The organism is Luteimonas sp. 8-5 (genome assembly GCF_029763755.1).
Lineage (GTDB): Bacteria > Pseudomonadota > Gammaproteobacteria > Xanthomonadales > Xanthomonadaceae > Cognatiluteimonas.
In genome coordinates this window covers 1-12413 of sequence record NZ_JARUVM010000071.1, presented here as the reverse complement: position 1 = coordinate 12413, position 12413 = coordinate 1, and the positions used below count along the sequence as shown (strand labels likewise).

General features: G+C 70.0%; 10 protein-coding genes and 1 pseudogene. 5 read left to right on the top strand and 6 right to left on the bottom strand.

What is annotated here, in order from left to right:
• Positions 1 to 618 (bottom strand): anhydro-N-acetylmuramic acid kinase (locus QAA18_RS08665; RefSeq protein WP_279412532.1); only part of this gene is annotated, 618 nt, incomplete at its 3' end.
• Positions 619 to 627: 9 nt separating this feature from the next.
• Entirely contained in the window at positions 628 to 2067 is a 1440-nt protein-coding gene (locus QAA18_RS08660; RefSeq protein WP_279412531.1) for a M23 family metallopeptidase, read from the bottom strand.
• Positions 2068 to 2257: 190 nt separating this feature from the next.
• Between QAA18_RS08660 and tyrS the strand changes: the two genes are divergently transcribed.
• Positions 2258 to 3505 (top strand): tyrosine--tRNA ligase, encoded by a 1248-nt coding sequence (gene tyrS / locus QAA18_RS08655; RefSeq protein ID WP_279412533.1) that lies wholly within the window; start codon positions 2258 to 2260, stop codon positions 3503 to 3505.
• Between the two features lie 45 nt (positions 3506 to 3550).
• The gene (locus QAA18_RS08650; protein WP_279412530.1) at positions 3551 to 4021 is read left to right on the top strand and encodes an MgtC/SapB family protein; all 471 of its coding nucleotides are present in this window, start codon (positions 3551 to 3553) and stop codon (positions 4019 to 4021) included.
• Here QAA18_RS08650 and QAA18_RS08645 read toward each other — a convergent pair.
• The 4 genes from QAA18_RS08645 to QAA18_RS08630 all read right to left on the bottom strand — a co-directional run bounded on the left by QAA18_RS08645 (position 4018) and on the right by QAA18_RS08630 (position 8047).
• Positions 4018 to 5169, bottom strand: a complete 1152-nt coding sequence (locus QAA18_RS08645) for a hypothetical protein (RefSeq protein ID WP_279412529.1) — start codon at positions 5167 to 5169, stop codon at positions 4018 to 4020. The two genes, QAA18_RS08650 and QAA18_RS08645, sit on opposite strands and share 4 nt — an antisense overlap.
• Before the next feature lie 9 nt (positions 5170 to 5178).
• Positions 5179 to 5571: an MAPEG family protein gene (locus tag QAA18_RS08640; protein WP_279412528.1), complete on the bottom strand. Its 393-nt coding sequence runs from the start codon at positions 5569 to 5571 to the stop codon at positions 5179 to 5181.
• A complete protein-coding gene (locus QAA18_RS08635; RefSeq protein WP_279412527.1) occupies positions 5568 to 7280 on the bottom strand; it encodes a M28 family metallopeptidase in 1713 nt (570 codons plus the stop codon). The genes QAA18_RS08640 and QAA18_RS08635 overlap by 4 nt, the downstream gene beginning before the upstream one ends.
• A 98-nt stretch (positions 7281 to 7378) precedes the next feature.
• Positions 7379 to 8047: a hypothetical protein gene (locus QAA18_RS08630; protein WP_279412526.1), complete on the bottom strand. Its 669-nt coding sequence runs from the start codon at positions 8045 to 8047 to the stop codon at positions 7379 to 7381.
• 151 nt (positions 8048 to 8198) lie between these two features.
• Between QAA18_RS08630 and gpmI the strand changes: the two genes are divergently transcribed.
• From gpmI to QAA18_RS08615, 3 genes and pseudogenes are all read left to right on the top strand, one after another.
• Positions 8199 to 9728 (top strand): 2,3-bisphosphoglycerate-independent phosphoglycerate mutase, encoded by a 1530-nt coding sequence (gene gpmI / locus QAA18_RS08625; protein WP_279412525.1) that lies wholly within the window; start codon positions 8199 to 8201, stop codon positions 9726 to 9728.
• 1 nt (position 9729) lies between these two features.
• Positions 9730 to 10938: a peptidoglycan DD-metalloendopeptidase family protein gene (locus QAA18_RS08620; RefSeq protein WP_279412524.1), complete on the top strand. Its 1209-nt coding sequence runs from the start codon at positions 9730 to 9732 to the stop codon at positions 10936 to 10938.
• Between the two features lie 54 nt (positions 10939 to 10992).
• Positions 10993 to 12413 (top strand): annotated as a pseudogene (locus QAA18_RS08615) (S41 family peptidase); the annotation flags it as partial.

Sequence of the window (12413 nt, the reverse complement as noted above, 5' to 3'; positions counted from 1 at the left end):
GTGGCGCTCGTGCCAGGCATCGAGCAGCGCGTTGGCCGGGCCGGTGTCGAATCCGCGCACCGCGCCGCCGGCGGCGTCAAGCAGGGTCAGGTTGGCGATACCGCCCAGGTTGAGGACGGCGCGCGATTCGACCGTGGAGCCGAGCAGCGCCGCGTGCAGCGCCGGCAACAGCGGCGCGCCGTGTCCGCCGGCGGCCACGTCGCGGCGGCGCAGGTCGGACACCGTGGTGATGCCGGTGCGTTCGGCGATCCGGTTGGCGTCGCCGATCTGCATCGTGAACGGCACTTCGGCACGCGGGCGATGGCGCACGGTCTGGCCGTGCGAGCCGATCGCGCGCACCTGCGCCGGAGCGATGCCGGCGCTGTCGAGCAGCGACATGGCGGCGTCGGCGAAGGCGATGGCGACCTGCGCATCGAGCATGCCGAGTTCATCCAGGCCGTGACACTCGCCGCCCTGGCCCAGGGCGACGAGCCGTGCGCGCAGGGAAGGTTCCCAGGGCACGGTGGCGCCCTGTACCAGGTTGCAGTGGCGATGGTTGTCGTCGTCGAGCTCGACGAGTGCGGCGTCGATGCCGTCGGCGCTGGTGCCCGAGATCAGGCCGAGATAGAGGGGTCCCATCCGGGAAGGTTAGCCCTTCCGCGGTGCCTTCGGCTTGTCCGTCGTTTCCGCCCTGGCGTAGATCACGTCCTCGACCTGGCGGATCTTGGCCAGCGACTGCGCGGTCTGGGCGCGGAACTGGGCGAGCGCGGTGCCGCGCAGCGGGTCCGGCGGCGGCATGGTCACCGACAGCGGGTTGCGGTGCACGCCGTTGACGCGGAACTCGTAGTGCAGGTGCGGGCCGGTGGCCAGGCCGCTGCTGCCGACGTAGCCGATCACGTCGCCCTGGGTCACGCGCTGGCCGGCACGTTCCTTGCCGAAGCGCGACATGTGCGCGTACAGGGTGGTGTAGCCGCGGCCATGGTCGAGGATCACGGTGCGGCCGTAGCCGCCCTTCCAGCCGACGAAGGCGACGCGGGCGTTGCCGGCGGCCTTGATCGGCGTGCCGGTGCTGGCGGCAAAATCCACGCCCTGGTGGGCGCGGGTCCTGCCCAGCACCGGATGCTTGCGCGCCTTGGTGAAGCGCGAGCTGATGCGGGTGTACTGCACCGGCATGCGGATGAATGCGCCCTTCAGCGGCCGGCCTTCCTCGTTGAAGTAACCGACCTTGCCGTCGTGCTCGAAGCGGAACGCCGAGTGCGGCTTGCCGCGGACGGTGAACGTGGCGGCCAGGATGTTGCCGGTGCGCAGCAGCTCGCCTTCGCGCCAGAGTTGTTCGACCACGACGCTGTAGCGGTCGCTGGCGACGACGTCGGAGCTGAAGTCGATGTCGTACTGGAAGATCTCGTCGGTGAGCTGGTTGATCGAACGGCCGGGCAGGCCCTTCTTGCGTGCCGACCAGAACAGCGATTTGCCGACTTCGCCGCTGATCACCACCGTGCGGGTGGATACCGGGCGCTCGATCACGCGCTTGCGGACCTCATCGCCGGCCAGGCTCAGTTCGACCTGGTGGATGTCGTCGCGCTCGTAGCGCAGGGCGCGCAGCTGGCCGTCGGCGGCGATGTCGAAGCCGAGCACGGCGCCGGGGCGCAGGCGGGTCAGCGCCTGGCGGTCGTCGGCGGCATCGAGCAGGCGATGCATGGTGCTGGCCGACAGGCCCAGGTCCTCGAAGATCCGGCCCAGGGTCTGGCCGCTCTCGACCGTGACCTGGCGCCAGTTGTCGTGGGCGATGTCCTCGCGCGGCGTGGCGGCCGGCGCCGGCAGGGCCAGCGACTGGGTGATGCGGGGCGCCGACAGCGAGGCCTGCATGGTACCGGTGGCCGGGCCGGAGAAACCGGGCACGACCGCCGCGACCAAGGCGCCGAGGGTGGCGAACAGGCTGGCGTGCGCCCATTGCCGGCGGGTCCATCGGCCGCTGAAGGTGCCGTTCAAGCCCGGCAGGTGCCGGGCCAGGACCTTGCGGTGCAGGATCGATTCGCGCAGCTTGTCCAGCCGCTCGCGGCGGCTGCTGCGGCTTTCGCCCGCCGTCATCGCGCCAGGCCCATGGTGTCGTGCGGAATGTTCATCAGATCGATCCCCCCGGTCCGATGTGATGGACGCGTCAGCGGGGTAACATAGTCTTGCGAAAAAGGTCAGTCAAACCCTTGTGCGGCTTGGATTTAGTGCCCGTCACGGATTAACCCGCCTTTAACATCGATTCCCCGACGGACATCACACATTGATCGCCGCTCCCGCCACTGCCGAACACGACGCAGCCGCCCAGATCGCCCTCATCGCCCGCGGCGCCGACGAGATCCTCAAGCGTGAAGAACTCGAGGCCCGCCTCGGCGCGTCGATGAAGAGCGGCGGCAAGCCGCTGCGGGTGAAGGCCGGCTTCGACCCGACCGCGCCGGACCTGCACCTGGGCCACACGGTGCTGCTGAACAAGCTGCGCCAGTTCCAGGACCTCGGCCACCAGGTGATCTTCCTGATCGGCGACTTCACCGGAATGATCGGCGACCCGACCGGCAAGAACGCCACGCGCAAGCCGCTCACCCGCGAGGACGTGCTGGCCAACGCGAAGACCTATGCCGAGCAGGTGTTCAAGGTGCTCGACCGCGAACGCACCGAAGTGCGCTTCAACAGCGAATGGTTCGGCAAGATGACCGCGGCCGACATGATCCGGCTCGCCGGCCAGCACACCGTGGCGCGGATGCTCGAGCGCGACGACTTCGCCAAGCGCTATGCGGCGCAGCAGTCGATCGCGATCCACGAGTTCCTGTATCCGCTGGTGCAGGGTTACGACTCGGTGGCGCTGGAGGCCGACGTCGAGCTCGGCGGCACGGACCAGAAGTTCAACCTGCTGATGGGCCGCGGCCTGCAGGAGCACTACGGGCAGAAGCCGCAGATCGTGCTGACCATGCCGCTGCTCGAAGGCCTGGACGGCGTGCAGAAGATGTCCAAGTCGCTGGGCAACTACATCGGCATCGACGAGCCGGCGATCGACATGGTCACCAAGGCGATGAAGATCGGCGACGAACTGATGTGGCGCTGGATCGAGCTGCTCAGCTTCGAGATCACCCTCGAGGAAGTCCCCGGACTGAAGCGCGACATCGCCACGGGCGCGCTCAACCCGCGCGACCTCAAGCTGCGCCTGGCACGCGAACTGGCGGCGCGCTTCCACGGCGCCGAAGCAGCGGACCTTGCGGTGGCGGGCTGGAACGCGGCCGTGCGCGGCGAGGGCGACACCTCGCAGCTGCCACTGCAGGACGTGGCGGTTCCCGCCGAGGGCCTGCGCATTGCCGCGCTGCTGACCGCCGCCGGCCTGACGCCGAGCAATTCCGAGGCCAACCGCAAGCTCAAGGAGCGTGCGGTGAAGGTCGACGGCGAAGTCGTGGAGGATGCGCAGCGCGTGTTCGCGCCAGGCTTCGAGGGCATGCTCGCGGTGGGCAAGCGCAACTTCGCGCGTGTGCGCCTGGTCGCCGGCTGAAGCCCGCTGACACCGTCGTGACGGCGCCGGCGCCACGCTGGGCGCATGGACGACATCGGTTCACAGCTCGGGGTGTTGCTTTCCACCGCCTACGCCATGCTGCTCGGCGGCGTTATCGGGTTCGAGCGCGAGCTCAAGGACCGGCCGGCGGGTTTCCGCACGCACATGCTGGTGGCGGGCGCCGCGGCGCTCCTGGTCGGGCTGGGTGACCTCGTTGCAGACCACTTCACCGCGCTGCATTCGGATGCGTTGCTGCGCATCGACCCGATCCGCCTGATCGAAGCGGTGGTCACCGCCGTGGGCTTCCTCGGCGCCGGCGCGATCTTCCGCCGCAGCGGGGGCAACAGCGTCGCCGGCCTGACCACGGCGGCGTCGCTGCTGATGGTCGCCGCGATCGGCATCGCCGCCGGGCTGCGCGCGCATGCGCTGGCCATCGGCGGCACGCTGCTCACGTTGGCGGTGCTGACCGTGCTGGCGTGGGTGGAGCGGCGCGCGGGGACGCGGCGGCCGGGTTAGTCGAAGTCCGCGGGAGGGGGCCATTGCCCGGCGGCGATGGCGCGCTGGCGCAGGCTTTCGACTTCGCCCAGGAACGCGATGGTTTCCAGCCCGACGCCCGGGGGCAGTGGCTCCGACGCCAACCTCATGAGCCAGCGATGGCGACGGTACTGCTCGCGCAGGCGCTCGCTGCCGGGCTCGCCCCGGACCAGCGGAAGCAGATAGCCGAATCCGATCCCGCGTGCGAGCAGCGTGTCGCCCTGCGTGAACAGGGTAAGCGTCGCAACACAAGCCTGCCGTCGATGCGGAAAGGCGGCCACCGACTCCGTCGAGCATCCTTGCAACGACTGGTAGGCGGGCAGGCCGATCGCCATCTCCAGAGCCATTGCCTCGAAGGCGGCAATATCGTCGCGCCCTGGCGCGTGTCCAAGCAAGTAACCCGCGTCTGCCAGACCTCCGGCACTGGGCGTGCACTCTTTCGACGTGCGGCGACGGGCGAGCAGGGGCGCCAGGCGGATGAAGACAGTGCCGAAATGGCTGTCGACGTGGTCCGATTGCGCGGCGCCCTGCAGGGCGCGCTCGTAGCCGGCGACGTCGTCGCGCCGTTGCGCGCGAGTCATCGCCATGGCCCACGCGGCCGCGTTGTCCGGCTCGAGCCGGAGCAGGTGTGCAATGGCCGCCTGCTGGTCGCAACCGTCCTTGTCGCGGCACGCGGCGGCGGAGTGCCATGCGAGCTCGACGTCGTCGGGCCAGCGTTGCCTGGCGTCCACGATGCTGGCGGTCAGTTCCGAAGCGGGAATCCCGTCGGCCGCCAGGATTGCCTGCGCAGCCAGCAGCCGGTCCAGCGCGTCGCCAGGCGAGCGGCGCGGATCGGTGTCGCGGTACAGCGCAAGCAAGTGGCGGTTGCGCTCGGCCAGGCAGCGCATGTCCAGGGCGACTTCGCTGGCCTGCGCCAGGACCGCCTGGAGTGTCGGCGATCGCACCCGCGCAGTCGCGGTCGCCTCGTGCGCGACCGCGCCGTCGACGTCCCCGCCGGAATCGGCAGGGACCTGCGCTCCAACAGAGTGGGATGCCTGCGGCTTGCCATCCTGGACCCGCCCCAGCAGCAGCGCGAGCAGCGCTGCCGCCAGGACGAGGAGGATGAATCGGCGCAATCCCTGTGCCGTCAAGGGCGTGTCCTACGCGATGCGCTGCGCTGCCGCCACCATCAGCCACAGCACGCAGCCGATGCCGCCGAGCCAGGCCAGGCTGCGCAGCCAGTGCAGGCCGGTGAGGTAGAAGATGCCGTGGGCGATGCGGATGGCGACGAACGCCAGCGCGAGCGTCTGCACCAGGTTCGCCGGTACGCCGGCGGCCTGCGCCATCAGCACGCCGGCGGCGAACGGGGCGAAGGCTTCGAACGCGTTGAGGTGCGCGGAGTAGGCGCGCTGCACTAGTGGATTGTCCTGGCGCGCGACCCACGGGCGCGGGTCGCGGTTGTTGTAGCGGTTCGGGCCGCTGCGCTTGGCGATCACCACCCAGCCGTAAGGCAGCAGCGCGGCGACGACGATGCACCAGTAGGCGATGCTCATTGCGCGGTTTCCTGCCGGGCGGCCATCGCCTGGTCGCGCAGGGCCTTGAACGGATTGCCTTCGTACCAGTTCGGCCACTTGTCCGAGCCGGCCAGCTCGCGGCCGACGCCGTACATCGCGGCCAGGTCCTCCATGGTGCCGTCGAGCTTCCACGTGGCCGGGTCGTACTCGTCGGCGGGGCTGTGGTAGCGGTTCTTGCCGTAATCCTTGCCGGCCGCCTCGCCCGCTTCCTTGCCGCCTTCGACCAGGTCGTCGCCGCCGTCCATGTACAGCGCCGGCACGCCGGCCTTGGCGAAGCTGAAATGATCGGAGCGGAAGTAGCCGCCGGCTTCCGGATGGCCTTCGGCATGCATCACCCGGCCCTGGGCGTCGGCGATCGGCTTGAGGATGTCCTCGAGCTCGGAGCTGCCCATGCCGACCACGGTGATGTCGCGGCTGCGGCCGTTGACGCCCATGGCGTCGACGTTGACCACGGCCACGGTGTGGTCGAGCGGGATCGCCGGATGCGCGGCGTAGTACTGCGAGCCGAGCAGGCCGGATTCCTCGAGCGTGACTGCTACGAACAGCAGCGAGCGCTCGGGCTTGGGCGTCTGCGTGGCGAAGGCCTCGGCGATCTCGAGGATGCCGGCCACGCCGGTCGCGTTGTCGACGGCGCCGTTGTAGATGACATCCTTCGTAGCGTCCGCGCCCTCTTCGCCGTCATGCTTGCCCAGGTGGTCCCAGTGCGCCATGTAGACGATGGCCTCGTCGGGACGGGTGCTGCCCGGCAGCAGGCCGACGACGTTGCGCGAGGACTTCTCCTCGATCGTGCTCCTGAGGTCCAGCGACAGCGTCGCGTCCAGCGGCACCGGCTTGAAGCCGCGCTTGTTGGCCGCGGCGCGCAGCGCGTCGAGGTCCAGACCGGCGTCGGCGAACACCGACTTGGCCGCCTCGCCGCTGATCCAGCCCTGGGCCGGAAGGCGCGGCGCCGGATCGCTGTCGGCCCGCAGGTCGTACTGCACGCCCGACCAGGAGTTGCGCACCACGTCCCAGCCGTAGGACGCCCCTTCCGTGTCGTGGATGATCAATGCGGCCGCGGCGCCCTTGCGCGCGGCTTCCTCGAACTTGTAGGTCCAGCGCCCGTAGTAGGTCATGCGCTTGCCTTCGAACAGCGACTCGTCGCCGGCGTGGAAGCCGGGATCGTTGACGAGCATGACCACGGTCTTGCCGGCGACGTCGAGGCCGGCGTAGTCGTTCCACTGCTGCTCGGGCGCGTCGACGCCGTAGCCGACGAACACCAGCTGACTGGCGTCGATCTTCACTTCGGTCTGGCCGCTGCGGGTGCCGATCACCATGTCGTCGCCCGCTGCCAGCACGTGCTGCTTGCCGGCAACGTCGACCTGCAGGGTGGTGCCGGGCTCGGCCGTGGTCTCCACCATCGGCACGGTCTGGAACCACTGGCCGTCCATGCCCGGCTGCAGGCCGATGCGCTCCATCTGTGCCTTGATGTATTCGACCGTCTTGTCCTCGCCGGGCGTGCCGGGGCCGCGGCCCTCGAACGCATCCGAGGACAGGATCTCGACGTGCCGGGCGAAGTCGCCGGGCGCGATCGCGTCCTGGAAGGTCCAGGCGTCGGCGGCTGGCGCCGCGGCATCGGTGGCCGGGGGGGCGGCGTCGCGCTGGCAGGCGGCCAGCGCGAGCGTTGCGATCAGGCAGGTGGCTAGGCGCATAAAGAAAGAAAAAAAGGGGACGGAGGGGATTAAGTTGTCCGATTATCGCGGCAGCGGACGCGACAAAGTCAACTTAATCCCCTCCGTCCCCTTTTTTTCTATTCTTCGGGCGGGGTGGGGGTGGAGTAGGGCTTGGCGGTGGCGCCGCTGACGCGGCCGATGCGCGCACGGGTGTGCACGTACAGGACGACGTCGCGCTCGAACACCAGCGGGCCGTCGACCACGGCGTTGGGGCCGATGACGATGCGCGGCGGGCGCTGCTTCTTCCAGTGGAAGGACATGCCGTTGGGCTTCTCCACCCGGATGCCGCCCTTGACGTGCGAATCGGCGCCCACGGTGATGTTGCCGGAGACCGTCTCGATGTCGCCGCCGACCACGGTGCCGACGATGCCGATGCCGCCGTTGACGTTCTCGATGTTGCCAACTACCTGGCTGCCGCGATCCAGGTAGATGCCGCCGTTGACGGTTTCGATGCCGTGGACGCGCGCGCGCTTGCCCAGGCGGATGCCGCCGTTCACGGCTTCCAGGTCGCGCGCGTGGACGTCGTCACCGCCCTCGATGCCGCCGTTGACGGTGCTCGCATCCTCGATCACGGCGCCGTCGCCGATGTCGATCCCGCCGTTGACGGTCTCCAGGTCGCCGTAGGTCTGCCCGGCCTCGGCGCGGATGCCGCCGTTGACCTTGTCGATGTCCTGCTGGGCGAAGGCCGGCGCAGCGCAGGCGGCGAGCGCGACGGCTAGGGTGAGGGCGAGGCGGTTGCGATTCATGGTAGGGGCCCGGAATGGAAGATGTACGGCATGGGATGCGCCGACGCCGGCGGCGGTTTAAGCGCCGGTACAATCGAGCCGGTCCCCCGTCCGCGAGCACGCCTTGTCCAGCCCCGCCCCGTCCCGCCCCGCCGCCCGTCCCAAGCCCGTCGTGCTGCTGATCCTGGACGGCTGGGGCCACCGCGACGACCCGCAGGACAATGCCCTGGCCCAGGCCGACCTGCCCAACTGGCGCCGCCTGCTGGCCACCTGCCCGCACACCCTGATCCATACCGAAGGCCGCCATGTCGGCCTGCCGGACGGACAGATGGGCAACTCCGAGGTCGGGCACATGAACCTGGGCGCCGGCCGCATCGTCTACCAGGACCTGACCCGGATCGACGCCGCGATCGAGGACGGCAGCTTCTTCGACAACGCCGAGTTGCGGGCCGCGTGCCAGGCCGCGATCGCCTCGGGCGGCACGCTGCACCTGATGGGCCTGCTCTCGCCCGGCGGCGTGCACAGCCACGAACGCCATCTGTTCGCGATGCTCGACCTGGCCGCGCGCATGGCCGTGCCGCGGGTCGCGGTGCATGCGTTCCTGGACGGCCGCGACATGCCGCCGCGCTCGGCCGGCCCCAGCATCGACGCGCTGCAGGCACGTTGCGACGCCGCGGCCGGCACGTCCACGCACATGCGCATCGCCAGCATCAGCGGCCGCTACTACGCCATGGACCGCGACCAGCGTTGGGACCGCGTGCGCCGGGCCTGGGATGCGATCGTGGAGGCGCGCTCGGAGCAGCACGCCGCAACCGCGCGCGAAGCCCTCGAGGCCGCCTACGCGCGTGGCGAAAACGACGAGTTCGTGGCACCGACCGTCATCAGCGACGGCGCCGCGGTCGCCGACGGTGACGCGATGGTGTTCATGAACTTCCGCGCCGACCGCGCGCGCCAGCTCACCGCCGCGTTCGTGTCACCGGACTTCGCCGGCTTCGATGCGCGCCGCCCGAAACTGTCGCGCTTCGTCTGCCTCACCGAGTACGACGCGACCCTGCCGGCGCCGGTGGCCTTCGCCCCCGACGATCTCGCGCACACCTTCGGCGAACTGCTGTCCGACAACGGCATGACCCAGCTGCGCATCGCCGAGACCGAGAAGTACGCGCACGTCACCTTCTTTTTCAGCGGCGGCCGCGAAGCGCCCTATCCCGGCGAGGAGCGCATCCTCGTGCCCAGCCCCAAGGTCGCCACCTACGACCAGCAGCCGGAGATGAGCTGCCCCGAAGTCACCGAGAAGCTGGTCGACGCGATCCGCGCCCGGCGCTACGACGCGATCGTGTGCAACATCGCCAACCCGGACATGGTCGGCCACACCGGCGACCTGCAGGCCGCGATCCAGGCCGCGCAGGCAGTGGACGTGGCGATCGGCGCGGTCGCCGACGCCGTGCAGGCGGTCGATGGCGCGCTCCTCGTCACCGCCGACCACGGCAACCTGGAGATGATGCGCGACCCGGCCACGGGCCAGGCGCATACCGCGCACACCGTCGGCCCGGTGCCGCTGCTGTACGTGGGCACGCGCGCCGACGCCACGCTGCGCAGCGGCGGCGCGTTGCGCGACGTCGCGCCGACGCTGCTCGACCTGCTGCACCTGCCGCGGCCCGAAGCGATGACCGGCCGCAGCCTGCTGGCTTCCGACGTGGGCTGACATGACCCGACTGCGCCTGCTTGCGCTGGTGTTCCTGCTGCTCGCGCCGTGCGGCGTGCCGCTGCACGCGCAGGACAGCCGCGACGCGCAGCGCAAGCTCGAACAGGCCCAGCGCGAACTCAAGGCCGTTGCGGCCGAACGCCGCAAGATCGAGGGCCAGCGCGGCAGCGCCTCGAAGGAACTGCGCGCGCTGGACGAAAGGCTCGGCCGCGCCAGCCGCGCCCTGCACGACACCGAAACCGCGCTCGCCAAACAGCAGCAGGCGCTTGCCGACCTGGAAAAACAGCGCGACGCGTTAAGCGCCAGCCTGGAGCGCCAGCGCCGCGACCTGCGCGCCCTGCTGCGCTCGGCCTACACCATCGGCGAGGCCGCGCCGCTGAAGCTGCTGCTGTCGCAGGACAGCGTCGCCTCCGCATCGCGCCTGCTCACCTGGCACCGGTACCTGCAGCAGGACCGCACCCGGCGCCTGGCCGCGATCACCAGCGAGCTGCAGGCGCTGGAGAGCGTGGAAGAACGCATCGCCGCCGAGCGCGAAGCGCTGGACGAGACCCGTGAGCGCCAGCGCCAACAGCTCGCGGCGCTGCAGAAGGAGCGCAAGGCGCATGCGCAGTCGGTGGCGAAGCTCGACGCGCGCTACCAGGACCGGCGCAGCCGCGAAAAGGCCCTGGGCAGCGACGTGGCCGGGCTGAAGAAGCTGCTGGCCAACCTGCGCGCGGCGGCCAAGCGCGCGGAGACGGCACGCAAGGCGGAAGAGGCCGCGCGTCGCGCCGCCGCAACCAAGGCAGGCAAGCCGGCGCCGGCACCCAAGGTCGCCACCCGCCCCGCGCTGCAGGTCGGCGGGCTCGGCTGGCCGCTGTCCGGCAGCCTGCTGGCGGGTTACGGCGGCAAGCTGCCCGACGGCGGCAAGAGCGAGGGCCTGCTGATCGGCGCCCCCGCCGGCACGCCGGTCAAGGCGGTGGCCGACGGCACCGTGGTGTTCTCCGACTGGATGAATGGCTACGGCCAGATCCTGATCATCGACCACGGCAACGGCTACATGAGCCTGTACGCGCACAATGAGGCGCTGTTGCGCGACGCCGGCACCCAGGTCAAGCGCGGCGATACCGTCGCCAGCGTCGGCAGTTCCGGCAGTTCCGGGGCGACGGCGCTGTATTTCGAGTTGCGGCGGAATGGTGATCCGGTGAATCCGGATACGTGGCTCAGGAAGTGAAGCGGGAATAGGGAATAGGGAACAGGGAATGGTGGGTTTCTTGGAGTACGGATGATGCGAATCGTTGGAGCTTCACTTGTTTTGATGGCGGCGCTTGCTGGCGCGCAGGCGTGGGCGCAGGAGCTGGAGGCGCCGCCGGCGGTCGACGAGGTCGCCATCGACGAGGCGGCCATCGACGAGGCCGAGGCGGTGGAGCGCGCTTCGGGCACGGTGCCGCTGGCGGAGATCAAGCGCTTCGTCGGCGTGTTCAACGCCGTGCGCGAGGCCTACGTCGAGCCGGTCGGCGACGACGCGCTGATGCAGGCAGCGATCAAGGGCCTGCTGCTCGACCTCGATCCGCACAGCGTGTACTTCGACAAAGACGACGCCGAGGCCTTCGACGAAGAGACCAGCGGCGCCTACGACGGCATCGGCGTGGAAGTGCAGCCGCAGCCCGACGGCAGCATCCTGGTGATCGCGCCGCTCGACGACACTCCGGCCGCGCGTGCGGGCCTGCGTTCCGGCGACTCGATCGTGGCCGTGGACGGCAAGGTGCTGCAGCCCGGCGACAACAACGAAGGCCCGCTGCGCGGCAAGGCCGGCACCACCGTGGTGCTGACCGTGCTGCGCGAGGGCCTTGCCGAACCGATGAAGCTCGGCATCGTGCGCGAGACCATCCGCGTGCAGAGCGTGCGCAGCGAGATGCTCGAACCGGGCTACGGCTACATCCGCATCGCCGCATTCCAGGCCGACACCGCCGCCGAGTTCGGGCGCAAGCTCGACGCCTTGCAGAAGCAAACCGGGAAGCCCGGCCTGAAAGGCCTGGTGCTCGACCTGCGCAGCAATCCCGGCGGCCTGCTGGTCTCGGCCGTGCAGATCGCCGACGACCTGCTGCAGAAGGGCGGCATCGTCAGCACCCGCGGACGCCTGGCGATCAGCGACAGCCAGTTCGACGCCACCCCGGGCGACAAGCTAAGGGGCGCGCCGCTGGTGGTGCTGGTGGACGCCGGCTCGGCCAGCGCCGCCGAAGTGCTGGCCGGCGCCCTGCGCGACAACGGCCGCGCGCGCATCGTCGGCAGCCGCACCTTCGGCAAGGGCTCGGTGCAGACCCTGCTGCCGCTGGACAACGGCGACTCGGTCAAGCTCACCACCGCGCGCTACTACACCCCCAGCGGCAAGTCGATCCAGGCGCTGGGCATCGTCCCGGACGTGATCCTGCACCCGGCGCAGGACGCGGAGAACGGCGGCAAGGCCGAAGTGACCGAAGCCGTGCTGCCGCGTCACCTCGAGGGCGACGGCGACGGCACGGCGTCGCCCGACGACATCGCCAGTGAGGTGCTCGACGGCGAAGCGCCGGTGCAGGCCGCATTGGCCGAATTGAAGCAGATGTAGGAGCGGCGGCAGCCGCGATCGCGGCTGCCGCCGCTCCTACATCTGCTTCAATTCGGCCAATGCGGCCTGCACCGGCGCTTCGCCGTCGAGCACCTCACTGGCGA